This is a genomic window from Rhizobium sp. 18065 (assembly GCF_902706095.1).
Lineage (GTDB): Bacteria > Pseudomonadota > Alphaproteobacteria > Rhizobiales > Rhizobiaceae > Allorhizobium.
The window spans coordinates 132,092-157,933 of the sequence record NZ_CACSJP010000003.1 but is presented as its reverse complement, the minus strand read 5'-3'; the positions used below and the strand labels follow the sequence as shown (position 1 = coordinate 157,933).

Below are 25,842 nucleotides of genomic sequence, written 5' to 3'. Positions count from 1 at the left end.
ACAGCCATGAGCTATCACAACCCCTTCACCCCACCGCGCAAATCCGCCACCTTCGATGACCATACGCTGGCCGAAATCCGACGCGCAGCCGCCACCGGCATCTACGACATCCGTGGTGGCGGCACCAAGCGCAAAGTGCCGCACTTCGACGACCTGCTGTTTCTCGGCGCCTCAATCTCGCGCTATCCGCTCGAGGGCTACCGCGAAAAATGCGACACATCGGTGGTGCTCGGCACGCGTTTTGCCAAGAACCCGATTCATCTGAAGACCCCAATCACCATTGCCGGCATGTCGTTTGGCGCGCTGTCGGGCAATGCCAAGGAAGCGCTTGGCCGGGGTGCAACGCTCGCCGGCACCTCGACCACGACAGGCGACGGCGGCATGACAGACGAAGAGCGTGGCCATAGCCAGACGCTGGTCTATCAGTACTTGCCGTCGCGCTACGGCATGAACCCGAAGGATCTTCGCCGCGCCGATGCCATCGAAATTGTAGTCGGCCAGGGCGCCAAGCCCGGCGGCGGCGGCATGTTGCTCGGCCAGAAGATCTCCGATCGCGTCGCCAACATGCGCAACCTGCCAAAGGGCATCGACCAGCGCTCAGCCTGCCGCCACCCTGACTGGACAGGCCCGGACGATCTCGAAATCAAGATCCTCGAATTGCGCGAGATCACCGACTGGGAAAAGCCGATCTACATCAAGGTCGGCGGCGCACGGCCCTATTACGACACCGCGCTTGCCGTGAAGGCCGGCGCCGACGTTGTCGTGCTCGATGGCATGCAGGGTGGCACGGCCGCCACCCAGGACGTGTTCATCGAGAATGTCGGCATGCCGACGCTCGCCTGCATCCGCCCCGCCGTCCAGGCACTGCAGGATCTCGGCATGCACCGCAAGGTGCAATTGATCATCTCCGGCGGCATCCGCTCGGGCGCAGATGTTGCGAAAGCGCTGGCGTTGGGGGCCGATGCGGTGGCAATCGGCACCGCGGCGCTGGTTGCCATCGGCGACAACGACCCGAAGTGGGAAGAGGAATACAGACAACTCGGCACCACTGCCGGCGCCTATGACGACTGGCACGAGGGAAAGGATCCGGCCGGTATCACGACGCAGGATCCTGAACTCGCCGCGCGCCTTGATCCTGTTGCGGCCGGTCGTCGGCTTGCCAACTATCTGAAGGTCATGACGCTGGAAGCCCAGACGATCGCGCGGGCCTGCGGCAAGAACAGACTGCACAATCTCGAGCCGGAAGATCTTTGCGCGCTGACCATGGAAGCTGCCGCCATGGCACAGATCCCGCTCGCCGGCACCAGCTGGTATCCCGGCAAGGGAGGCTTTTAACACCGAAATGGCCGTATCCTTCTCCCAGGGATACGGCCATTTTCTATTCAACATGTGTCTCAATCCATAAAAACAGGGGAACGACGTGACACAGGACCTGTCAAAATTCGCCGCCGAGCGCGGCATCAAATATTTCATGATCAGTTACACCGACCTGTTCGGTGCCCAGCGCGCCAAGCTCGTGCCGACGCAGGCAATCGCCGACATGCAGAAGGACGGTGCTGGCTTCGCCGGTTTCGCCACCTGGCTCGACCTGACACCAGCCCATCCCGACCTCTTCGCCGTGCCGGACCCGTCTTCGGTCATCCAACTGCCCTGGAAGAAGGATGTTGCCTGGGTCGCCGCCGATTGCGTGATGGACGACAAGCCGGTCGATCAGGCGCCGCGCGTCATGCTGAAACGACTTGTCGCAGAAGCCGCCGAGTTGGGCCTGCGCGTCAAGACCGGCGTCGAGCCTGAATTCTTCCTGATTTCCGCCGATGGCGAGAAGATCTCGGACGAGTTCGATACTGCCGAAAAGCCCTGCTATGACCAGCAGGCCCTGATGCGCCGCTATGACGTGATCGCCGAAATCTGCGACTACATGCTCGAACTGGGCTGGAAGCCCTACCAGAACGACCATGAGGACGCGAATGGCCAGTTCGAGATGAACTGGGAATATGACGACGCCCTGACGACGGCCGACAAGCACTCCTTCTTCAAGTTCATGGTCAAGTCGGTCGCCGAAAAACACGGCCTGCGGGCCACTTTCATGCCCAAGCCGTTCAAGGGCCTGACCGGCAACGGCTGCCATGCCCATATCTCGGTTTGGGACAATGACGGCAAGATCAATGCTTTTGCCGACAAGGCCATGCCGTTTGGCCTGTCCGTCAAGGGCAAGACCTTCCTCGGCGGCATCATGCGCCACGCGTCGGCGCTCGCAGCAATCACCAACCCGACCGTCAATTCCTACAAGCGCATCAACGCGCCGCGTACCGTCTCCGGCGCGACCTGGGCACCCAATACCGTGACCTGGACCGGCAACAACCGCACCCACATGGTGCGCGTGCCGGGACCAGGCCGTTTCGAGCTTCGCCTGCCTGACGGGGCAGTCAATCCCTACCTGTTGCAGGCGATCATCATCGCGGCGGGTCTGAACGGCCTGAAAAGCAATGCCGATCCGGGTCCGCATCACGACATCGACATGTACCGAGATGGCCACATGGTCAAAGATGCGCCGAAACTGCCGCTCAACCTGCTCGATGCGCTACGCGCCTACGAGGCGGACAAGGAACTTCAGGCCGCTCTCGGGATGGAATTTTCCATTGCCTATCTCAAGCTCAAGCATGGAGAGTGGAGCAGTTACTGCGCGCAGTTCACCCGCTGGGAGCACCAAACCACGCTCGATATCTGAGTGATCCCCGGTGTGCGGTCTGCGTACCCAAGCGCTGCAACCGGGTGACCAACCCGGCGCGAGAGCAATCAGTGGCCAAAACAGGTTGCAGGCAACTGGCATGGACGCCCTTTGCCAATGCCGTCAGGCGCCCCAGGTTCGCTCCAGCAGCGACAGCCAGTTGCCATGCGCGATCCTGGTCAGTGCCGCATCGTCATAACCGGCCGTTCGCAAGGCGCCGAGCAGACGAGGCAAACCGGTTGCATCGCCTATCCTCTTCGAAATCAGTGTGCCATCGAAATCCGATCCAAGGCCGACATGGTCAATGCCGACCCGGCCGACCAGATAGTCGACGTGGCGCACCATCACGGAGATGTCCATGTCGGCGTCGGCCTTACCGTCCGGATGGAGGAACTTGACGCCAAAATTCAGGCCGATCAAGCCGCCAGTGTCGCGGATCGCGTCGAGCTGCCGATCCGTCGCGTTGCGGCTATGCGGGCAGATGGCGAAGGCGTTCGAATGCGAAGCGACCAGCGGCGCATCGGAGATTTTTGCAACGTCCCAGAAACCGGCATCGTTCATGTGTGAAAGATCAACCATAATCCTAAGCCGATTGCACAAGCGGATAAGATCGCGCCCGGCGTCGGACAGGCCCGGTCCGATATCCGGGTCATGATTGAAACGGAATGGCACGCCATGGGCAAAGATGTTTGGCCGGCTCCACACCGGGCCGAGCGTGCGAAGGCCGGCCGCATGCAAAACATGGATCAGTTCAAGATCCGGCCCGGCAGCCTCGATACCTTCAATGTGGAAGACGGCGGCAAAGCTTTCCTTTTCCATCGCTGCGCGAATGTCTGCCACCGAAGTGCAGATGCTGAAGGCACCGTCCGACTGTTCGGCTATCCGGCTGAGCAGGGCGGCCTGCGCGATTGTCTGATCAAGCGCAGACAAACGCTCGACGCGCGGCAAGTCGCCGTTTGCATCGAGGCCCCATGCTGGCGACGGGACATAGATAGCGCAAAGACCGCCAGCGAGACCGCCTTCCCGCGCCTTGGGCATATCGACCTGCATGCCGGCACTTCCTTTCAGAACCCGCGTCTCGGCACCTTCGCGTCCCTCATGCATCAGACGTGACAGGATGTCGTTGTGGCCGTCGAATACGGGAATTCTGACCAGCTCATCCACTCTGCCTGCCACCGCCATATCTGCCTCCGTCACACTGTGATTTCCTAGATTTCTTCATGCCCGCGACAAAACATGTCCGTCGGCTCCGACCAAGTCGTGGCGCAGATCCTGCGCTTGAAAGGCAAGATGAAAGCCCTGCGCCTGGATCGTCGCAAGTCCCGCGCCCATGTCATTGCATCGGGGTCGTGGTCTACGAATGATCCGCAATGGATGCAAGTCCTCGTGCATCCGCATGATTGAATGCGCGGCCAGCGAGCGCCGGGCACGGTGTCGCCGTATTCGCGACCGGTGTATGGAATGACTGTGGATGCTGGCAAACCGCCGTAGCGGCAGCACGTCCGCGTGCAAAGGACTTTGCAGGAACGGTTCCGGACATGGCGAAACAACGCACCATTGCCGCAAACCGACGACACAGCCGCACCGCGGGTGGTGACCAGCGTAAAATGTGAAAGCGGCTAACCCTGCAATCGGCGCAGGAGCGTACCCAACCGGCCCGTGGCCGGGCAATCATCACGACGACGGTCCTGGGGGCATGGCACGCGGCCCTTACCGCCGCGGCGCGCATCACTTGGACTGTACCCGAAGGCACGCTTGAAAGCGCGGCTGAACTCTGCGCCATCCGAAAAGCCGTGCTTCTCGGCAATTTCGAGGATGAGACGCTGATCGTCGGGATCGGTCAGGGATGAATGGGCTCCAAGCAGCCGGCGATGCTGAATGTAATGCATTACCCCGCCGAAGGGTTCGAAGAGATTGTACAGCCGTGTTCGTGAAATGCCGAGTTCTCGTCGAACTGACTCGCTCGCCAGTTCCGGATCGAACAGTCTTTTTTGAACGAACTGCCTGGCTTTTTCCAGAAGTACAGTCGCAATCGGCTCCTCTGCGGCTTCGATGTTGTCGACCGACGGAGACACACAGGCGAGGATCATCGCGTTGGTGGCCGCGACCAGATCCGGCACCTCAGCCTGGGTGAGCAACGGCAGATGGTTCGCCATCCCGACGAGATAGTCCGAGAAGAGGTGGCCCATTCCCGTACCAAGCTTTGAAAGTTCCGCGGCACTCAGCGCAACGGCGGCCTCGTGGGAGAAGTCGCGCGGCACAAACAGCATCAGCATCTCGCTTCTCGAGACAGCACCAGAAAAACTGCGACCAAGGGAGTGGATTTGAACCTCGCCGGGGCCGGCGGCAAATGTCCTTCTTGCGCAATCGGTCCTGATCCTGCCTGATTTCAGCAAGGTAACCGTCCAGTGATCGAGCGGCTCACGCCGGACGTGTCCGGGCAGGCTGGCAAAGCCAAGTTCATCGGTGCTGATCTCAGCAAAAACAAGATTGCCCAGATCCCAGATCTTCTGCCTCCCGTGAAACCTCTCCTCAGTGCTGCCCGTCCGTGTTAATTCGAGCATCGGCGCAAAACTGTCATGCCAGACCGCGAACTGAGCAGAATGATCAAATCCGTCCGTGCTCAGTTCGAAGCATGGCAATCCAGGCGACCGGTCAATGGCGTAATCAATGTTACACCCTGGACGCCCCCCGGCACCGAGCGGCGGATGGGGCATCAAAGCAGCCGACCCGGCAAGCGTGGTATTGCTCTGGTGGAACCTCATATCATTGCCTCCCCTATTGAAGCCATAGACATCATGCGAGCACACATCCCGACCCGGCGCAAAACGGTGGAGGTTCCTCCTGAACGAAGAGGCTTCAAATCGGCTGGCACCTTCGACACCAAAGCACTGAAGCTAGGGGCCGATTCCGGCAATGAATGCCCCATTGAACAACAAAATTGACCAAGCGCATGAGCAGATACGGAAGTATCAGGTGGCCAACACCCAGAAGCAATTAGCCATGAATCCCAAGACTATGCATTGCGTCCGCGTGATGCGCGGAACGGCCGGCCACATGTGCGGTGCCGCAATACGGTTTCGTGTGCCAGAACATGGTCGAAAACTGATCTGCCGCGACACAGGGTCCGCGGCAGTGCATCTCGGGAGACGGCCCACAGAAAGATCAACTCTGCGCGCCGACTGCCGCTGTGTGCGGCTGCGGCTCATCGTTCTTTGCTGTTCCAAGCTCCGCTGGAATGCGAAACCACAGCACATAGAGGGCCGGCAGAAACACCAGGGTCAGTGCGGCCGCCACGACAAGACCGCCAATGACCGTGAAGGCAAGCGGTGACCAGAATGGATCCCGGATGATCGGCAGCATGCCGAGGATCGTCGATCCTGCCGTCAGAAACACCGGCCTCAGTCTTTGCGCGGTCACCTCGATCACCCCCTGCCACGACGGCCCCTGCTCTTCCATGCGGATGTCGATCTGGTCGATCAGCACCACGGAATTGCGGGTGATCATGCCGATCAGCGCGATCATGCCGAGCACCGCAATGAAGCCGACAGGCGTATTGGTGACCAGCATGATCAAGACGACGCCGATCAGTCCGAGCGGCACGACGCTGACGACCAGCAGCAAGCGCTGCACACTCTGTAGCTGGAACATCAGGACAATCAGGATGATGATACCCATCAAAGGCAGCATTTCCAGAACGGATGCGAGACCTTCCTCCGCACCTTCGACGGCACCCCCGACCTCGATGACGTAATCAGGGTTGGCGAGGCGCAGTTCCTCGATCTTGTCCTGTGCAGCCTCAACGACCCCCGCTGCCATGACGCCTTCGGCGACATCCGCCTGCACAGTGATGGTGGTCGAGCTGTCACGGCGCCAGATGATGGGCTGCGTGGTCTGGTATTCGATCGTCGCAATGCTTGAGAGTGGTATCGTGTGATTGGGGCCGACCGGAATCTGCAGTTGACGGAGCGTATTGACGTCGACGCGCTCTTCCGCATTGGCTCTTGCAACCACGTTGACGAGATAGATCGAGTCCCTCACCTGGGTGATCGGCACGCCGGAGGCGGTGGCAAACAGCGTCTGGGCGATCACCGCGGAGTTCAGGCCGACCAGTCGGGCACGATCCTGATCGACATTGATGACGACCTTGCGCACAGGCTCGTTCCAGTCGAGGTTCGGCTCGACCACACCTGGCACCTGCGCGATGGCGTCCGCCACCTGCCAGGCAACGTTGCGCACACCCGGTATATCAGCGCCGCTAACACGGTACTGGATAGGCCAACCGACCGGCGGGCCCATTTCCAGCGGCGAGACGCGAACAATGATATCCGGCATTCTTTCGTCAAGCTCGCTTTGCAGACGCTTTTGCAAAGCATCGCGGGCCTCGACGCTCTTGGCGATCACGACGGCCTGCGCGCGCGATGGTGCAGGCGCCTGCAGATCCATCGACAGATAGAAGCGCACGGGGTCCGAGCCGATGTAGAAACTCCAGTCCGCAACATCTTCGTCTGCGGCCAGAACTTCCTCGACTTTGGCCACCTCAGCCGCCGTGGCTGCCTGCGATGCATTTTGCGGCAGGGTCAATTGCAGTATCAGTTCCGGCCGGTCAGATGCCGGAAAGAACTGCCGGTTCATTGCCTGGGACCCGAGAAGGGCGAGCACGAACATCGCAACGGTTCCAAGGATCACCATGACCCGCAGGCGCATGCAGGTATGGAGAAAGTTCTTGAAGCCGCGGATCACCGGACCATCCTGCTTTTCACCAGTCGCTGCGCCGGATTTAAGCACGGCGAGACCGACAACCGGAGTGAGCAGCACGGCGACGAGCCAAGACACGATGAGCGAGAAGCCGATCACGAAGAACAGCGAGCGAGCGTATTCGCCCGAAGAACTGCTGGCGAACCCGACCGGAATGAACCCTGCAATCGTCACAAGCGTGCCGGCAAGCATAGGGAACGCCGTCGTCTTATAGGCGTGAGAGGCGGCCTTTACCCGGTCCCACCCCTCTTCCAGCTTGGCCATCATGGTCTCGACCGTCACCATGGTGTCATCGATCATCAAGGTCAGCGCGATGATCAGCGCACCAAGCGACACGCGCTGCAAGGCGATGCCGGTGATGTCCATGAACAGGAAGGTGAGTGCAAGCACCAGCGGAATGGACACAGCAACGGCAAGACCCGCGCGGACACCAAGCGCCAGGAAGCTGACGCCGAGCACGATGACCACAGCCTGGCCGAGCGACGTCGTGAACCCGCGGATGGCGTTCTCGACCACCTCTGGCTGGCTTGCGACATGCGACAGGTTGATCCCGATCGGCAGATCGTTCTCGAACTGGCGCATCGTTGCATCGATGTTCTGGCCAAGCTGCAGGATGTCGCCGCCCGACGCCATCGAGATGGCGATCCCGATCGCCGGTTTGCCCTTGACCCTGAACCGCGGCTGCGGAGGATCGACAGTGGCCCGGACAACGCTTGCAATATCGCCCAGCCGTACGAAACCGGAAGCGGTTGGAATATTCAGTTTGCGGATGTCGTTTTCATCGACGAGGCTTCCGGACACCTGGAGAATGGTTCGATCCTGCTCCGTGGTCATCAGGCCGGAGGGCAGAACCGCGTTCTGCGCCTGTATCGTGTTCACCACCGTCGCTGCACTGAGGCCGAGGCTTGCCAGCCGCTCGGTTGAAAATTCGATATAGATCGTCTCGTCCTGCGTGCCGATCAGCTGGATCTTGCCGATATTCTCGACCTTGAGCAGACGGTTGCGTGCCTCATAAGCCCAGTCACGCACTTCACGATCACTGAAACCATCCGATGACAGGCTGTAGATGATGCCAAATGTATCGCCGAAGTCATCGTTGAAGAACGGTCCGCGAACCCCTGCCGGCAACGTGGCCTGCATGTCGCCGACCTTCTTGCGGGTCTGGTACCAGCTTTCGCCCACCTGATCCGGCGGTGTCGAATCATCGAGCGTCACATAGATGACCGACTGGCCCGCCGTGGTCAGGCTGCGCAGGTTGTCGAGATTAGGCACCTCCTCCAGCGTGCGCTCGAGCCGGTCGGTGATCTGGTCGGCAGTCTGCTCGATCGTGCCTCCCGGCCAAGCGGCCGAAACGATCATCGTCTTGAAGGTAAATTCCGGATCCTCGTCACGGCCGAGATTGATATAGGAGACAACCCCGGCAATGGCGCTGATGACAACGAGAAAGACGATGAGGCTCTGGCGCCGGATCGCCCATTCAGACAGATTGAATCCTTCGTTCATTTCGCGCTTCCTTCCAGAAGGCGAACCGCCATGCCCGGACGAAGCTGCTGGACGCCGGCGACCACGACCTGATCTCCGCTCGCCAGCCCCTTGGTGACGAGGAAATCCTGTGTGTCGAACCGATGAACCTCAACCGGAACCAGCTTGGTCGTACTGGAGGCAGCGTCGACCAGCCAGACCGCTGTCTCATTGTTCTGATTGAACAGCGCAGTCATCGGCAGCCGTGCCGCTGGTGCCCCGGCAAGACGGATCGTACCGCGGACAGCACTACCGAAGCGGAAGTCATCCGGCGCGGCGTCAAGCCCGACGCGTACGGTGAAATTGCGGGTAATCGGATTGGCCGTGGGAGAAATCTCGCGAACGGCTCCCGTCGCCGTACTGGTCGGGTTGCTCAACAACTGAACATCGACACGCGCCTGACCACCTGTGGTCTGTATGGTTGCCTCCGGAACCTCGAAGACCGCGTCACGCGCACCGAGCTGGGCGACACGAACGACCATCTGCCCACCGCCAACGACCTGGCCGACCTCACCGCCGGTCGCAGTCACGACGCCGGCCGCATTGGCCTTGAGCACGCGATTGTCGAGATTGGTCTGGGCGATCCGCAACCCGGCCTTGGCGGCATCGACGCCAGCCTGCGCCATGCTGGCCTGGGCGATCGCATTGTCGAGAGCCTGGCGGGTTGTGGTCCGCGGATAGAGCTGTTGCTGGCGTGCGCGCGAAATTTCCGCATTCTGGGACTGGGCTTCAGCCGAAAACAGGTTTGCTTCGGCTTTGCGCAGTGCGTCCTGGGCGTCTTCTGCGTCGAGGCGAGCCAGCACGGTGCCCGGCTCGACAAGATCTCCGACCTCAACATCGCGTTCGCGGACTTCGCCGCCCTGCCTAAAACTGAAACTCGTCTCGACAACCGGCCTGATTTCGCCAACCAGCGAGCCGAATGTATCCTCAGGGCTGAAGGAGACGGAGACCGTCTTGACCGGCCGTGGCGGCAGCTCAGCGCCCTCGTCTTCCCCCTGGCAGCCAACCAGAAGCATGGCCGTCAAGGCCACCGCTGCCGGACCCAGGAACAGCTTATACTCCAACGCTGAATGACGTGTTTTCATGAAAGAATTCCCCATATGCATTTCGATGCAACGGCATGGCCGTCACGTGTGGGTCGTTGGTTCAAGACGTTTGATTGGGCTTGCTAAATTGTTTCCGGACAAGGCTGTGCAATGGACATGCGACGGAGCCTTACTTCCACGTGCCATGTGGCTCACGGATACGGCTGAGCATTGAACCTGAGTGGCAAGAGACACGAAGCGATGTGCAACCCGAAGGCTTCGGCGACGGATCGGAGAAACGGAAATCAGCCGACATATCCGTCCTGGCCCCGCAACATATTCCCCAACGCGACCGCCTGAACTCTGTATGGAAACCGAAGTCATGCTGCTCCCGTTCAACGCTTTACATATTCATGACGATGGCTCACGGAGTAAAAACGCAGACCTCGCCAAGGCACTATAGTGCTGTTCAAGATGCGAAGTGATCAGCATAGAATCCCGCAAACAGGCACAGCGTACAGATTTCGCCACCGGAAAATCGTGTGCACTACAGCCTCTTGCATGGACGCGCCGCATATCCGCGTGACCGCGAAAGCACACTTGCTTTCTTCCCTGCCGGAAAGATACAAAAACGGGCCATGAAGCCGTTGTCTACTTGCCGCTTTGCTGCTCATAAATCGTTAGCTTCTCTGCAAAATCGAGACGGATGCTGTTCCATGCGTTTGTGTGTCCTTCTGATCATCCTGATTTCGTTGACAAGCTGCGGCGGACCGCGTGCTGTCATTGGTCTCGATGCGCCGGCTGGCCGAGATCCGAAAACAACGGAAACAATCTATCTGGCGACGACGCGCGCCCGGTCGGACAATCCAGGCCTTCCTTATTCCGCGGGTCGATCGATGACGCTGAACTTTGCCAGGTTCGAAATCGGCATTCCCGAAAACCACATACCGGGGAATGTCGAAAAGACCGGCCGAACACCGGATCCGTCCCGCCACTTTACCGCTCGCGAATACCAGCCGATCGACCAGCGCAAACAGTTCATCGCCCAACTCAACGCAGCACTGGCGACCCGCGCACCGCAAGACCGGGAAATCTTCATCTTCGTGCACGGCTACAACAACAATTTTGCCGACAGCATTTTCCGAAACGCCCAGATTGTGCATGACTACAACATCAACGCCGTTGCGCTGCATTACGCCTGGCCATCAGGCGGCGCGCTTCCACTCTATGTCTTCGACAGGGACAGCGCTCTTGTCGGTCGGGCAGGACTTGCCGAAACGATCGAGATTGCCTCGAAGACCAAAGCGAACAGGGTCATCCTGGTCGGTCATTCGATGGGGGCCTATGTCGTGACCGAAGCCCTGCGCGATCTAGCCGTCACCGGCCGCCGCAGCAGCCTCGATCGACTGGGTGGCGTCGTACTCGCGGCTCCGGACATCGATGTCGATGTCTTCCAGAGCCAGGTTCGCGATATCGGAAAACTTCCCAAACCCTTCACGATCATCGTTTCCAGGCGCGATCGTGCTCTTGGAATTTCCAGACGCCTGACAGGTGGACATCCGCGTGTCGGCAGCGGCTCGGACATCGCCATGTTGCAGCAGAAGGAGATCGCGGTGATCGATGCCTCTGACCTCGACGGTGGCAGACACAACGTCTTCGCCAGTTCGCCGACGCTCATGGATGAGGTCAACAACAATGATCTTATGCGCAACCTGCTTCGCGAGGATCAGGCTCCGGCAACGCAGACCTTGATCGGCGACGGTGCCTCGGTCGTCGAAGGCGCAGCCTCGCTGGTGATCTTTCTGCCGGCCCGGATCCTGGGCGGCATGGCAAACGCGGTCGCCGCCCGATAGCCGGCTTTTACTGGATGCCAGAGCCAAACCCGAACGTGCCAAGCGCGTACAACGCGATCACATAATAGAGGACATGAAGCGCATAGGTCTGGCCATTGCCGGTGTAGATCTTGCGCACGACACCGCCCGCGCCAAGGGTCAGCCCGGAAACGCCGTCCCAGAAGGCATTGGCAAGCGGCGTAACCAGAGGCGTGAAAACTGCTCGGTAGAAGCTGTAAAACCGCGTTACGCCGGGGGGAACTGAACGGCCGCCGCCAATCCAATACAGCAGCAGAAACACAAGAAACAGGATTACTGTGGCCACGACGGTCACAGCCATGACGGGCAACGGGTTCCAATAGTCGTAGATGCTCTCCAGCGACATGCCCTTCCAGACCAAGGTGGACGCGAAAAGCGGGTCGATGGCGTTTGATACCGGTTCCATGACCAGCTTGGGAAAAAACGACAGCGCCAGTATTCCGGCCACCAGTACGAACTGCGGCACCAAAATCGGCAATGGCGCCTCCCTGATGTCGCTTCTGACGATTGCAGACGGTGCCCAGAACACGGCATGGAACAAGCGAAACATGTAGAGAAAACCGAGGAATGTCGCCACGGCGGCAAGGATCGCCAGCCCCGACCAACCTTTCTCCATCATCGCACTGATCAGCAGCCATTTGCCCCCGAAACCGGCTAGAGGCGGAAGCCCCGACATCGAGATCAACGCGATGACGACGGCTGCAAACGTGAACGGCATCTTCCCCGCAAGCCCGCCGGTCTGATCCAGCCGTCTTGTCCCTGTCCTGAGCACGATCCCGGCGACGGCGAGAAACAAGATGCCTTTGACCATCAGGTGGTTGGCGACAAGATAAAACGCCGTCACCCAGCCGAGATGGCTCATCAGAGCGATCGCGGTGATTATGTAACCAATCTGGCTCATGCTGGAATAGCCCAGCATGCGCTTAATATCTGCCTGCTGAAGCGCCATGATCGCACCGGAAATTGTTGTCAGCAAACCGATCCAACCCATGACATGCGCCATTTCGAGCCCGACTTCGGATCGGATAGCAAGATATGCGGTCATGAACAGACCGAAGACGGCAATCTTGCTGATCACGGCCGAGAGCATGGCTGAGAGGTCGTCATCCGCCTCGGCATAGGCACCGGGCAACCAGACATGCACGCCGACAGCGCCCGCCTTGACCAGAAACCCGCCTGCCAGAAGCAGGAAGGCAGGCGCGGCTGCGGGACCGGCGGTCGCGAATGCGGACAGAGCCGTCGTTCCATTGACACTTGTTGCGATACCGAACCCGGCAAGCAGGCAGAATGCCGACACAAGCGAAAACAGCAGGAATTGCAATGCGTAAGGATGGGCACCGCGCCCGAGGGTGATGAGAAAATAGGAAGACAGCGTGATGATTTCCCAATGGAAGAAGAATTCGAGACTGGTGGAAGCCTGCAGCAAACTGGCGATCGACAGCAGCAGAATTGTCATCATCGGATAAAACCCGGCGCGTGCGTCTGGCCGATAGAATCCAGACGATCCGATGATCAGACCGCCAACGATCAGGATCGCGGCGAACAAGGCGTTCACGCCAACGACATCATCCAGGATCCATCGCGCACCAAAGAATACGACCAGAAGCATCAACAGGCACTTGGCCCGTCCGGAAAGCCAGTCCAAGGCATAGAGGCCAGCCCCGATGCAAAGCGGCGCAACAAGTGAAAGGGAGGCAGCACCGGAAAGACCGGCCGCCGCAAAACCGCTTGCGGTCAGCAGCACGGCGCATCCCAACACTGGCAGCATCCTGCCAAGACCTGGCGTGACCGCAACGCCACCGCTCACGGGACGCATGGCCTGCTTGAACCAGCGGAACATATAGGCAGCCTCCAGCAAGGAGCCGGCAAGGATGACCGCGATCCAGATATACCGTTCGCCCTTGGCGACCTGCATGATGAGTTCCCATTTCGCCCAGAAACCGGGAAATGGCGGCAAGCCGGAAATTGCCACGAGAAGCAACGCAAATATGCCGAGAAGCAAAGGTCGCCCGGCAATGTCGGACCAGCCATTGATATCCTTGCGCCCGATCACGCCCGCAAGCCAGAACAATCCCGCCTTGGCAAAAAGATGATTGATGAACAAGCCGCCGACCACAAGCGGCATTGTTTCCTGCGCACCGAATTGCTGCATCAGCGACAAGGCAAGGGTCAACAACCCCATCTGCGCGATTGAGGAATAGCCCAGCATTCGTTGAACATTGGCCTGCTGAAGCCCGACCAGATTGGAAAACAGAAAGGTTATGCCGCCGGAGACAGCCAGGATATCGAGGTGGTTCTCAAACAACGGCAGAAGCTTGAAAAGCGCAAAGAACACGCCCGCGGACACGCCACCCGAAACAAGTGCTGCAACCCCGCTATGGGCCGTCTCGTATACATCCAGCCCCCAGCCGTTTGCCGGAAACGGCTTCAGTTCCACCACCAGGCATGCCAGCACAAACAGCAGCGCGGCAGCTCCAATCGGCCCGGAGATCAAGGCGCGGTTGGCGATCATGTCGTCAATATTGAGCGTTCCGGTGACATGATAGAGAAGTGCGGCCCCCAACAGGAAGAACGAGGAAGCGATCACGGTCGCCATGATATACTTGAAGCTCGCGGCAAGGGTTGCCGGCGTTCGTTCAAGGCCCAGAAGGCCATAGGTACCGATCGAGACGATCTCGAGAAACACGAACAGGTTGAACAGGTCGCGGGTCATCACCATGCCGTTGATGCCCATGATCAGGATCAGATAGAGCAGCAAGGCTGGATAGCTTGCGCGTAGCCTGTCCCACATATGCCATGCGCCCAGAAGGGCAGCGACGTTGACGCAGACGGAAAAGAACCCTTCGGCAAGCCCGAAACGCAGGTTGATCGACAACGGCGGCAGAACGCCCGCTGTCAGCACTTCGATTGTCGGGGCACCATTGTAGAGGCTCCAGAAGCAGGCAGCGGAGATCGCGGTCATGCTCACAAGCGCCATGACAAAGGCTGCCGCCGGCAGCGGCCTGGCGATCTTGTGGAGCAGCGGAATCAGAAATCCGCACCCGAGGCCGAGGAGAAAGATGTTCAGCGGTTGCAGGACGCCGTCTACCATTTTTGCTCCGTCAACCTGTCTATCGAAAGGGTCTTGGTGGCCTGATAAAGCACGATTGCGAAAGACAGCATGACGGCAGTCACCGAAAAGCCGATCACGATGGCTGTCACAACCAGAGCCGAAGGGATCGGGTCGACGGAGCGCGCGGCGGCATCGGCAATGGAGAGCGCGTCATCGACAATCGGCGCGGTTCCGCCGGTGATATAGCCGGTCGCCACCATGACGATATGCAACCCGGTATCCACCAGCGAAAACCCGATGATGATGCGCAGGATATTGCGGTGCTTGAGAATGCCCCAGAACCCGATCAGCACCAGCGCAAATCCCGTCGCCAGCAGTATTTGTGAAATCGGCAATCCCATGATGACACCCTGCCTCGTGGCGCTAGCTGCGGAAACGGTCGATGATGACACTCAACTCGGCACCGACCTTGATGCCGAGCAGGGCTGAAATGATCGGAATGGCACCAGCACTGATGAAAGCTCCAAACTCGCCGCGGGGCAGGATCGTGCTATCGAGGAAGCCACCGGCAAAAACGATACCGAGGATGCCGATCGTCACATAGACGACGCCCGCCAGGGACTCCGTGATGCTGAGAACGTCAAGGTTGATCCTTCCGCGTGGATAAGCCAGCATCAACAGCATGACTCCGGACGCAACGACTGCGCCGCCCTGGAAGCCGCCACCCGCCGAAAGGTGACCGTTCATGATCACATAGGCGCCGAACAGAAAAATCAGCGGCAGCACCACCTCGGCGCCATTGCGCACAAGCTCGCTCGGCGGGCGTCGACCGACGTTTTCAGGTGCCTCTGACATGACTGCGTCCTTCTCCTTGCCGCCGAGAAGTGTTCCGACGCTTGCCGCGACCATAAAAAGCACGGCGACTTCGCCCAGTGTGTCGAAGCCGCGAAACGAAATCAGGATACCGGTAACGACATTTGGCGCGCCGAGGCCCTGCGGAACCTCGGTCAGGTAGCGAATGGCAAGCGCCGACAGGATCTGCCGTTCGTCATAGGCCCCGATCAGACCGGTAAAGACAAAAGCCAAAGCCACTAGCACTAGTAGATTAAAGACGCGGCTCATGGCACGTCACCGCCGTTTGCCGCCTTGTCTTGCTCATCACGCAGGGCGTCATACATCGTGGTCGGTGTCATTGGCGTGCGGATCGCATAGGCCGCCCGTGACAAGGCATGCGATGACAGGGGATTGGTCATCAGGATGAAATAAGCGACGATCAGAAGCTTCAGCGCCCAGTCGGGATGATAGACGCCAAGGCCGGCCAGAACCAGAATGTTGCCGAGTGTCGAGGCCTTTGTGCCGGCCTGGATACGGGTGAAGGTATCGGGCATGCGCAAGAGACCGAGACCTGCGGAGAACAGGAAAAACGCACCGACAAGGATGATGATACTGCCGATCAGCTCAGCCATGCGTCACTCCCCTCCGCCATTGGTCTTGCGGATCGCATAGAGAAAAATCAGCGTTGCGAGCCCCGACCCGATGGCAGCCTCGGCCATGGCAACATCCGGGGCCGCGAGAAGCACATGGGAGACGGCTGCAAAAAGACTGGCGAGGCCGGCACTGATCATCGCAGCCATCAGGTTACCCAGCAGAACGGCCAGAACGCCACTCACGAGAATGCTGCCGCAGACCAAGAGGATCAATAATTCGAGCACGGCGATTACGGCCCCTTTTCCAGGAAACGGGCGATGGCCAGCACGGCCAGAAAGCTCAACAGGCCATAGACCAGGGCAACGTCGATATAGACGAAGCGCCCGGACAGATGCGCGTAGAGCGCAATCATTGCGATCGAAACAACCGTCAGCATGTCGATTGCAACGACACGGTCGACGGCGGTTCTGCCGATGATCAGGCGCAACACACCCAGAACGATAGAAAGGAAAATCAGGACGACAGCGATCTGGAGAATGATGTCAGCCAAACACCACCTCCAGATGTTTCTCGAACGGTCCGGCAATCATCCTGGTCGCCAAATCCGGGTCGGTCGTCTTGACATCGAGCCAGTGAATGAACAGCGCGTCGTCGCTGATGTCCATGACGAGCGAACCGGGCGTCAGCGCAATCGAATTGGCCAGCGCCAACCGGCCGATCGGCGACTTCAACCGCATGTTGATCTTGACGATTCCGGGGCGGATATCGATGCGCGGCGCATAAACATAGCGCATCATATTGATGTTCGCCTTGACCATTTCGACGAAGAAGACGCCGGTATAGGCGATGAAATGAAAGACTTTCCTAGGGGTGAAGCCGATGCGCCAGACATCGCCGCGCCAGACAAATATCGATGCCAGAGCAAAGGAAATGATCGCACCGACAATCACGACTGGAAGCTCTGTCGTGGCATTGATCACCAGCCATACGGCAAACAGAAAGCCCCAGAGCAGCACCATGCCTTGCAACCATGCTGCACCGCTCAATCGATCATATTGCGGGTCTGTGGACATCGCGCGGCCTTCAATAAGCGAACGGGAACGTGGCAGGAGCGTTCAGCAAGGGTGGCCTTCGGATTCTGCGCTCTCGCCAACCCGGTTGAAGCCGTTGTCTCGGCTTGAAGCTTAACATCACGCGCGTCCGGCTGTGATCGGCATGGAATCCGAAAATTATGCGCTGTGTCCGATATGTCATTGCTGTACAAAGCTTTTTGGCGCCGGATCGTACCATGAAAGCCGATAGGTCTTGACCCCTGCCCAAAACGCAGAAATCAATCGGGAACTTGCCGATGCAGGCAAGAGATTTGGGCCGGAGTTTGGAAATCGGCACCCTGCCCACCCAATCATGCGCCTTGTTGAGCAGGGTGCGGTGCGCGCGTATCGATGAGCCGGGAACTCATCGCGGAAGGAAACATAGGATGATGGATGCAGCGACAGACAGCAGACGGATCCCTCGTTCATGACCGGCGCTCCACCAGCCACGCCTCCGATTGCCAGCGTCATCTCCGGCCTAGACAGCTTTCGCCCCTTCAGCGCCGCCGAGGCAAAGGTGGTTGCCTATCTGAGTTCCGGCGACTTCGATCGACTGGGCGACGGGCTCCTGCCCGAGCGCGAGGATGACACAAGAACCATGCGCGCCGAACTGCTGCGCTTTCTTATCCTTGGCGACAATAGCTACCGTTCTCACGAAAAAGGCGTTCGAGTCAGTGGTGCCTGGATAACCGGGATACTCGATCTCGAAGGTTGCCGAATTCCGCGCGATATCGGCCTTAAAGACTGCCGGTTCGAGGCCTCTCCAGTACTGAAATCCGCCATCATCGACAATCTGTTCCTCGACGGTTCCCACCTCCCCGGCCTGCAGGCCGACCGGCTTGAAGCCCGCGGCTGCCTGTCCATTCGCGGCGCAATCGTGACCGGCGAGATCCTCCTTTCCGCAGCGCGCCTGGGCGGCAGTTTTGAAGCCGACGGGGTCTCGATCACCTCACCAGAGGGCATAGCGATCGAAGCCAGCGGACTGGAAGCCAAGGGTGGCGTCCTGATGCGCGGCGCAGATGTGAAGGGGGGAGTTAACCTTTCAAATGTGCGCCTCGGCGGCGATATCAATGCTGTCGGCGGAACGATCGTTCGGCCGGGTGAAACGGCCCTCAACGGAGATGGTATTATCACGGGCGGTGATCTTGCCTTGCGCGGCGCAAAGATCACCGGTGAGACCCGTCTGCTTGGCGCGCGTTTCGGCGGGGATATCGATTGCACGGCAGCCTCCCTGTGCCAGCCGGGCGGCTATGCGCTAAGGCTCAATCGCGCAGCGGTCGAAGGCGCCTTCTTCCTGCGTCAGGGCGCCTCCATCGAAGGCACACTTGACCTGACTGCGACGACGATCGGGGCAATTGATGACGAACAGTCAAGTTGGCCAAAAACCGGAGACCTGCTGCTGAACCGCTGCCAGTACGGCGCCTTTATCGGCGGACCCGTCGATGCCGCAAGCAGGCTTGACTGGCTTTCGCGACAAACACCGGACCGTTGGAAAGCGGATTTCTGGCCGCAGCCCTACGAGCAGTTGGCCATGGTTCTGGGCGCTATGGGTCACGATGAGGATGCGCGCGCAGTGCTGATCACCAAGGAGCGACTGCAGCGGCGGGCGCGGCGTTCACGAGCGAAAAACCCGGCCCTGCGTGCGGCACTTGCGATGACTGACGGCATCTTGAGTATTACGGTGCGCTATGGCCGCCAACCCCTGCTCGCCCTGCTTTGGCTCGTCCTGTTTTGGGCAGTGGGCGCGATCGTTTTCGCAATCGCCGAGCGGAATGGCGCGGTGAAGCCAAACAGTCCGGTCGTCCTGCGTTCAACGGAATGGACGATGTGCGGACTGGAACAGAGCGCAAGCCGCTACATGCCATCAAGCTCACAGGTGCTCGCTGGTCGGGCAACAGCCGGAGAAAACCAGCTGACCTGTTTCCTCAGGCAACCGGAGGCGTCCAGCTATCCCGAGTTCAACGCACCGATGTATTCGTTGGATGTTCTCTTGCCGGTGCTGTCGATCGAGCAAAAGGAATTCTGGCGGCCGGATCCGACCAAGCCGAAAGGACCGTTCACGTTGAACTTCTTCTTCTTCCAGTCGATCGTAGGCTGGGCGCTCAGCCTGCTGGCCGTCGCCGGCTTCTCCGGTCTCGTCAAATCGAAATAGGCCCACGACGGCCCGCTCTGAACACCAGACAGCTACACCGCGACATAAACTGAATCGAGCCTTGAGCCACAGGTACTCCTGCATGGCTGCAACACCTCGCACTCGGCGTCAGGCGGTCGGGCAAATAATCGACGACCCACCGGAGAAACAAGCGGGTCGTCTTATATCAGTCGATCGATAGCAATCCGACGTTTCAGAACTGCCAGATCAGTGGCACGATGAACACCGAAACGACGAAGAACCAGATCAACAGCGGCAAACCGAGTTTCCAGTAGTCGCTGAAGGCATAACCGCCGGGGCCCATCACCATCAGGTTTGTCGGCGTTGCAATCGGGGTAAGAAATGAAGCGGCGGCAGCGACTGCCGTGCTCATGAGCACCGGACGCGGCGAGACACCCATCGCCGTCGCCGCGGCCACTCCGATCGGGATAACGATGAGTGCCGTTGCAGTGTTACTGATCAACTGCCCCATGATCGCGGTCAGAAGGAACAGGCCGGCAAGTAGCGCCAGCGGTCCCGCATCACCGACAAGATTGACCAGATGTTCAGCCATCAGTTGTGCGGCACCGGTTTCAACCATGGCGGTGGACAGGGGCATCATTGCACCGACCAGGATGACCGTCGTCCATCCGATGGCGCGGTAGGACTGCTCGACGCTCATGATGCCGGAAAGGATGATGGCACCGGCAGCAAGCAGGCCTGCCACTGCCGGAGGCACCAAGCCTGTCGCCAGAAGCAGGACCATAGCGAACAGAATGATGACCGCCTGGCGTGCGCCCGGGCCCATCGGCACCGCCTGACGGCGCACCAGTTCGGGCGAATTGACGACGAGAACGTCGGGATCATCAAGGTGTACGTCAAGCGCTTTCCAGGTTCCCTGCAGCAACATGGTGTCACCCGCCTGCAGCACGACACCGCCTGCGTCGCGCGTCGCACTAGCGGCCTCCATCTGATCGCCCGCACGCTGCACGGCAAGGATGATCAGATCACCACTCTCCGTCACCATTCCGGGGAACACTGTCTCCCCGATCAGGCCGGAACGCGGCGGGATGACGACTTCGGCAAGGCCTGAACTGCGGTTAAACAGGGTCTCTTCGCCCTGACCCGTCGCCTTCTCATCTCGAAATGCCATATGCATCTTGGCGGCAAAGGCGGCCGCCAGTTCCGCATCGCCGCGCACCAGCACATGGTCACCTTCGGCGATCACTGCGCGCCGCAGCGGTCCGGACGTCTCTCCTTCCTGGATTGCGACAAGTTGCAGCCCCGGATGATCCGCCATGCTGATTTCGGACGAGGCCATCCCGACAAAGGGTGAACTGGAGCGGACTCGCATCTGATAAATCCCGCTCGCAAGGCCGTATTGCTCGACCAGCGTCTTCGCATGGCGGCTGAAATCGGACGGCATTGTCGCCCCATTGCGCTCGGGAAGCAGCTTTGCGCCGAACAGTACGATGATCGCCATCGTTCCGGCCAGCAATGGCACGCCGACAAGCGCAAATTCGAAAAATCCGAAACCGCCGACACCTGCATCGATGCCAGCTTCCGACACCAGCACGTTTACCGGGGTGCCTGTCAGTGCCAACATCGAACCTGCATGCGCGGCAAAGACCAAAGGCATCAACAATTGCGAAGAATTGCGCTTCAGGCGGACGGCGATGACCACCACGACAGGCAACAGCGCGGCAACCGCACCGTTGACGCTGATCAGTGCGGTCAACAACGAAACAAGCACCATGGTCAAAAGCAAAAGGCGTGTCCGACTTTCCTCGCCGGCGCCGCGGATCAACAACTGACCCGCCCATGCCGTGACACCGGTGACTTCAAGGCCGGAACTGACAACAAAAAGCGAAGCGATGAAAATGACCGCCGGATCACCAAACCCACTGAGGGATTGGCCAAGTGTCAGAACACCGCTCGCCCAAAGCGACAGAGCCGTCATCATGGCAATGACCACGACCGGGAGCTTGTTCCAGACGAACAGAACGACGGCTGAGGCAATGATTATGGCTATATATGCTATCGGGCTCAATCGCTCTGCTCCTCATATGGACCTGATCAGGCCATTCAATACGTCCGACGTTGGGGCCACATTGTGTAGGCACCCGCCATGTCTGGTTCCAATGGTGGATCCGGCATCTAATCCTGCGGCTGAACTGCATCCTTCGCCCCCACCCCGGACAAGGGGTGAGGCATTGCTGATCGAAGCTATCGCGGAGACCTGCCGAATTGCGCCACCACGAGAAAAGTAGCGGCCAAACGTCTTCAGTCGTCGAGCGTCGCCAGAAGCACACCAAGACGGCAGCCCTTTTCGAACTCGGTCAGGTTGACATATTCCTTGATGGTATGGATTTCGGCCTGGCCAGCACCAATGGTGATCGTCGGCACCCCGTGCTTGTCGAGCCAGTTGGCATCAAGGCCGCCATTCGAGAAGATATAGACCGGCTCTATGCCCAGTATCTGCATCGCCTTGGCCGCACGCTTCACAATTGGTGTATCCTTGCCAAGTTCGAACGGCGGATAGGATGCCTTGTGGCTGAAGGTCACTTTAGCCGTGTCGCCTTCATGATCTGTCACGTCTGCCTGCGCCTTGGCGAAGGCCTGCTTGTAGCCTTCGGCGATCTTTGTCGCGAAGCTGGATTCGGGGCTACGCGCTTCGCCCTTGATGAAGGCGTAGTCGGTCACGACATTGGTCGCGTCACCGGCGGGTGTGTTGCCCTTGCCACCAAAGATGCCGACATTGCTAGTGCCGCGACCGTCGGGTTTGACGATCTTTCCGAACCAGCCTTCCTTGCGCGCTTCGGCAAGAGCGATCGCGCCGACCATCGTTGCCGAAATGCCCTTGTCCGGTGCCACGCCGGCATGCGAGGCGCGGCCGATGATTTCGACTTCCCAGTTTTCCTGACCGACTGCGCCGATGATGAGATCGGCAGCCGACTGGCCGTCGACATTGATGCACATAACCGCCCCGTTCAGATCGGCAGGGTTCAACTCGCGCGCGCCATGCAAGCCGCTTTCCTCACGCACCGTGAACAGAAGCGTGATCGGCGGATGGGGCAACTTGTTCTTCAGCAGCGTTTCAGCCACGACGACCAGAACAGCCACGCCGGTGCGCGCATCGCCACCGAGTGCCGTCGTGCCATCGGATACGATCCGGTCGCCTTCACGCCTCGGCTTCACTCCGGCGCAAAGCGGTACAGTGTCAAGATGCGTGGAGAACAACAGTCGTGGTCCCGGCCGCGTTCCGGGAAGATCGACGATCAGGTTTCCCGTCTCTGTCGGCAGCGGAATCCTGCTATTGGCATCGTCAAACCGAATGGCGGATTCCGGCACACCCACCGCCTTCAAAGCGTCGATTACGGCGGCGGCAATATTGGCTTCCTGGCCCGTTACACCCTCGACAGACAGAAAACGCATCAGATGATCTTCTGCGGCGGCGACGTTGAGTGGAATTTGGCTACTGCTCATGGTGTCCCTCCAATTATTGAGTTTTCAGTCTTTTCACATACGAGCCACTACAGACCCCATGGCAGTCCAAGCGCTTGCCAGATGGCAAAGAGCGCCGTCCACAGAACGAACATCCAAACGACGTAGGGAAGCATGAGAGAGACGAGTGTGCCGACGCCGGCGGACTTGTCGTATTTCTGGGCGAAGCCGACGACCAGCGCAAAATAGGCGTTGAGCGGTGTGATCGCGTTCATCGGGGAATCACCGACGCGATAGGCAGCAAGCACCGCCTCCGGTTCAACGCCAAGCTTCATCAGAAGAGGAACGAAGACCGGGGCGAAGATGGCCCATTTTGCAATCGCGCCTGTCAGAAGCAGGTCGATGATCGCGACCACGACGATGAAGCCGAGTAGCAATGGCAACGCCCCGATATTGGCGGCCTGAAGTGTGCCTGCCAGGCTCAGTGCCATCACGGTGCCGATATTGGTGTAGGTGAAATAGGCAACGAACTGGCTGAGAACGAAGAACAGGAAGATCGTGCCACCCATGTTCTTGATCGACTTCTCAATCGCCGCAATCACTTCCGCCAAAGTGCGCATAGTGCCCGCACCCACACCAAATGCCCAACCCGTTGACAGAAAGACCAGCATGATCAGCGCGATCAGGCCGTTCATGAACGGCGAGTTTCCGATCAGTTCGCCGGTATCGGGGTTGCGCAGCGGCGCACCGGACGGAAGGGTCAGCAGGAGAAAGACCACGACAAGCGCGATCAGTGCGTAGAGTGCATAACGCAGTCCATGCGTTTCCTGTTCGGTCAAAACAGCGCCCTGGCTGACACCAGCGCCATCGGCCGGCTTGTATTCCCCCAGGCGTGGCGCAATCATCTTGTCGGTGATAAACGCAATCACCACTGTGAGGAACATCACAGAGGCTATGGAGAACCAGAGATTGGATGCCAGCCCTATCGATGCGTTCGGATCGACGAGCCGGGCTGCATCATTGGTGAACTCGACAAGAACCGCGTCCAGCGGTTTGATCAGCATATTGACGGTGAAGGCACCGGCGACCGCGGCAAAGCCTAGTGCCAGGCCCGCAAGCGGATGACGACCGACAGCGAGGTAAGCGACACCCGCCAGCGGGATCAGCACCAGATAACCGGCGTCTGCTGCGATGCTGGCGAGGATGCCGACGAATGCAAGGATATAGGTCAACGCCCAGCGTGGCGCGACGATCACGAGCTTGCGGATCAGCGCTGTGACAAGACCGGATTCTTCCGCGACACCCGCACCGATCATGGCGGCGATCATCAGGCCGACAGCGGTGAAACTCATAAAATTGGGAACGAGAGACGCATACATGAAGCGTATGCCCTCGATGCTCAGCAAGCTTCGGATCGCCGTCGATGCCGTCTCAATTTCATGCGTTTCGGGATTGATTTGCTCGAACGTGACAGCAGCCCCGAAGAGGCCGAGAATGGTCGACAGAACGATGACGATACCGATCAGGATCAGAAAGATGACCACGGGGTGTGGAACCATGTTCCCCACCTTTTCGACACCGTCGAGGAATCTCTGCATCGTGGTCTTTGATGCGGCATTGGCATTGGCCATGTCTTGCCTCCCGTTGAGCCCAAGGATAGCGCCCGATACGATCGTTAGAATGACGTTCGTTTTGGTGCGCTTTGATATTCAGTCATCAAAATCGATTTGAAGCAGGCAGGAGGAATCCCCTGATGAGCCGCTGGTGCGCCCATGCCAAAAGAGGCACCGGCCATGTCCGGATTTATTACGTAACCAAGCCTGAACAGCTTTCGTCGCCAGTTTTCAATACCTGCTTCGCCCTCCGCCTACCGCATCCACAAACGACCGCCCGCGTAACAATTCTGGCGGCCATTCTTTGCATGTCTTGAAAGGGGCGCACGCCAACAGCAAACGGGTACGTCACAAAAGACAAGAGCCGGCCAGCGGGACTGGAGTTTGCGGGTCAAGCTTCCGGCACATGCTCCGGCAATTCCCCGCGTTGTGGAGACGGGGCAGCTATTGTGCCCCGTACACGCGTTCACCGTGGGCAGGGTGCAGTATAACGGCGGCCGTTGCGGTCGCGGTAGTAGCACTGGCCAGGCTGGCCCGCGACATTGCCGATCAGGGCACCCGAGACACCGCCGATGGCAGCACCGACAGCTGCGCCGCGCACATCATTGGTAATCGCACCGCCAATGACAGCACCTGATGCTGCACCGATGCCCGCACCCCGTTCAGTTGCGGTACAACTTGCAAGGGATAGACCGACCAGGAAAAACACGAGCAATTTCTTCATTATACTCTCCTTCGTGATGGTCATCGAGTTTTGGCGATTGCGATTGAAGTCACAGGCACGATTAGATCGAATATAGTGCCACAAAACCGTCTGTGATCAGCTCAGAATCCCAAAACTAGGCTTCGGGTTCAAAACTTGCTGGCGCAACTAAGTCGCGAATACATTGCTCAGCAAAGCGGCCCCCGAATGACGTTTGATAACAAATTCAAGCATCGGCTTTGCCTCAGCCTTCTCCGTAGACAGGGCTGCGCGGGCCGGCGCACAGCAAGAAACACATCGCATGCAGCGTGGTGATTGACCTCGAAACAAGGGGTAGAACATAAACGGGACGAAATTGGCCCAGCTCCAGGCCGCGACGCGTCTCTTCTTGCGTCAAACCACTGTCATCGAAGTCCGCTAGCAGAGGTTCCACCGTGCTCAAAAAGCCGCCCCAACGGGCTGTTCTACAGCACCATC

Annotated in this window: 19 protein-coding genes; 4 read left to right on the top strand and 15 right to left on the bottom strand. The window is 59.2% G+C overall.

The annotated features are described in order from the left end of the window. Nucleotides 1–6 precede the first annotated feature (6 nt). Nucleotides 7–1,335 carry an FMN-binding glutamate synthase family protein gene (locus tag GVK95_RS09470; protein WP_159948868.1) on the top strand — a complete coding sequence of 443 codons (1,329 nt, stop codon included), beginning with the start codon at nucleotides 7–9 and terminating at the stop codon, nucleotides 1,333–1,335. Between the two features lie 85 nt (nucleotides 1,336–1,420). Next, entirely contained in the window at nucleotides 1,421–2,728 is a 1,308-nt protein-coding gene (gene glnT / locus GVK95_RS09465) for a type III glutamate--ammonia ligase (protein WP_159948867.1), read from the top strand. Between the two features lie 123 nt (nucleotides 2,729–2,851). Here glnT and GVK95_RS09460 read toward each other — a convergent pair whose 3' ends face one another. From GVK95_RS09460 to GVK95_RS09445, 4 genes are all read right to left on the bottom strand, one after another. Next, complete coding sequence (locus GVK95_RS09460; protein WP_159949502.1) at nucleotides 2,852–3,910, bottom strand: dipeptidase; 1,059 nt, start codon at nucleotides 3,908–3,910, stop codon at nucleotides 2,852–2,854. A 437-nt stretch (nucleotides 3,911–4,347) separates the two neighbouring features. Continuing rightward, nucleotides 4,348–5,493 (bottom strand): helix-turn-helix domain-containing protein, encoded by a 1,146-nt coding sequence (locus GVK95_RS09455; protein WP_159948866.1) that lies wholly within the window; start codon nucleotides 5,491–5,493, stop codon nucleotides 4,348–4,350. Nucleotides 5,494–5,893: 400 nt separating this feature from the next. Next, on the bottom strand, nucleotides 5,894–8,989 hold the full coding sequence (locus tag GVK95_RS09450; RefSeq protein WP_159948865.1) for an efflux RND transporter permease subunit: 3,096 nt from the start codon (nucleotides 8,987–8,989) through the stop codon (nucleotides 5,894–5,896). Beyond that, on the bottom strand, nucleotides 8,986–10,092 hold the full coding sequence (locus GVK95_RS09445) for an efflux RND transporter periplasmic adaptor subunit (RefSeq protein WP_159948864.1): 1,107 nt from the start codon (nucleotides 10,090–10,092) through the stop codon (nucleotides 8,986–8,988). Before GVK95_RS09445 ends, GVK95_RS09450 begins: the two co-directional genes overlap by 4 nt. 656 nt (nucleotides 10,093–10,748) lie before the next feature. On the opposite strand from GVK95_RS09445, the gene GVK95_RS09440 reads away from it, so the two are divergent. Further along, a complete protein-coding gene (locus GVK95_RS09440) occupies nucleotides 10,749–11,885 on the top strand; it encodes an alpha/beta fold hydrolase (RefSeq protein WP_159948862.1) in 1,137 nt (378 codons plus the stop codon). Between the two features lie 7 nt (nucleotides 11,886–11,892). Here the strand turns inward: GVK95_RS09440 and GVK95_RS09435 are convergent, their stop codons facing one another. From GVK95_RS09435 to GVK95_RS09405, 7 genes are read right to left on the bottom strand one after another with little or no spacing between them, the layout of a single operon-like run. Beyond that, a complete protein-coding gene (locus GVK95_RS09435; protein WP_159948860.1) occupies nucleotides 11,893–14,994 on the bottom strand; it encodes a proton-conducting transporter membrane subunit in 3,102 nt (1,033 codons plus the stop codon). Continuing rightward, the gene (locus GVK95_RS09430) at nucleotides 14,988–15,356 is read right to left on the bottom strand and encodes a sodium:proton antiporter (RefSeq protein ID WP_159948858.1); all 369 of its coding nucleotides are present in this window, start codon (nucleotides 15,354–15,356) and stop codon (nucleotides 14,988–14,990) included. The genes GVK95_RS09435 and GVK95_RS09430 overlap by 7 nt, the downstream gene beginning before the upstream one ends. A gap of 22 nt (nucleotides 15,357–15,378) precedes the next feature. Further along, nucleotides 15,379–16,077: a hydrogen gas-evolving membrane-bound hydrogenase subunit E gene (gene mbhE / locus GVK95_RS09425; protein ID WP_159948856.1), complete on the bottom strand. Its 699-nt coding sequence runs from the start codon at nucleotides 16,075–16,077 to the stop codon at nucleotides 15,379–15,381. Continuing rightward, a complete protein-coding gene (gene mnhG, locus GVK95_RS09420; protein ID WP_159948854.1) occupies nucleotides 16,074–16,421 on the bottom strand; it encodes a monovalent cation/H(+) antiporter subunit G in 348 nt (115 codons plus the stop codon). The genes mbhE and mnhG overlap by 4 nt, the downstream gene beginning before the upstream one ends. Nucleotides 16,422–16,424: 3 nt before the next feature. Continuing rightward, the gene (locus GVK95_RS09415) at nucleotides 16,425–16,667 is read right to left on the bottom strand and encodes a hydrogenase subunit MbhD domain-containing protein (protein ID WP_159948852.1); all 243 of its coding nucleotides are present in this window, start codon (nucleotides 16,665–16,667) and stop codon (nucleotides 16,425–16,427) included. A 5-nt stretch (nucleotides 16,668–16,672) separates the two neighbouring features. Beyond that, complete coding sequence (locus tag GVK95_RS09410) at nucleotides 16,673–16,933, bottom strand: monovalent cation/H+ antiporter complex subunit F (protein ID WP_159948850.1); 261 nt, start codon at nucleotides 16,931–16,933, stop codon at nucleotides 16,673–16,675. Then, entirely contained in the window at nucleotides 16,926–17,456 is a 531-nt protein-coding gene (locus GVK95_RS09405; protein ID WP_159948848.1) for a Na+/H+ antiporter subunit E, read from the bottom strand. Before GVK95_RS09405 ends, GVK95_RS09410 begins: the two co-directional genes overlap by 8 nt. A gap of 445 nt (nucleotides 17,457–17,901) precedes the next feature. On the opposite strand from GVK95_RS09405, the gene GVK95_RS09400 reads away from it, so the two are divergent. Then, a complete protein-coding gene (locus GVK95_RS09400; protein WP_159948846.1) occupies nucleotides 17,902–19,626 on the top strand; it encodes a hypothetical protein in 1,725 nt (574 codons plus the stop codon). 193 nt (nucleotides 19,627–19,819) lie between these two features. Here GVK95_RS09400 and GVK95_RS09395 read toward each other — a convergent pair whose 3' ends face one another. The 4 genes from GVK95_RS09395 to GVK95_RS09380 form a co-directional block, all read right to left on the bottom strand. Beyond that, nucleotides 19,820–21,655 (bottom strand): SLC13 family permease, encoded by a 1,836-nt coding sequence (locus GVK95_RS09395; RefSeq protein WP_159948844.1) that lies wholly within the window; start codon nucleotides 21,653–21,655, stop codon nucleotides 19,820–19,822. 233 nt (nucleotides 21,656–21,888) lie between these two features. Beyond that, nucleotides 21,889–23,091 (bottom strand): M20/M25/M40 family metallo-hydrolase, encoded by a 1,203-nt coding sequence (locus GVK95_RS09390; RefSeq protein WP_159948842.1) that lies wholly within the window; start codon nucleotides 23,089–23,091, stop codon nucleotides 21,889–21,891. 47 nt (nucleotides 23,092–23,138) lie between these two features. Then, nucleotides 23,139–24,680: an AbgT family transporter gene (locus GVK95_RS09385; protein WP_159948840.1), complete on the bottom strand. Its 1,542-nt coding sequence runs from the start codon at nucleotides 24,678–24,680 to the stop codon at nucleotides 23,139–23,141. 448 nt (nucleotides 24,681–25,128) lie between these two features. Beyond that, entirely contained in the window at nucleotides 25,129–25,386 is a 258-nt protein-coding gene (locus GVK95_RS09380; protein WP_159948838.1) for a YMGG-like glycine zipper-containing protein, read from the bottom strand. Between the last annotated feature and the right edge of the window lie 456 nt (nucleotides 25,387–25,842).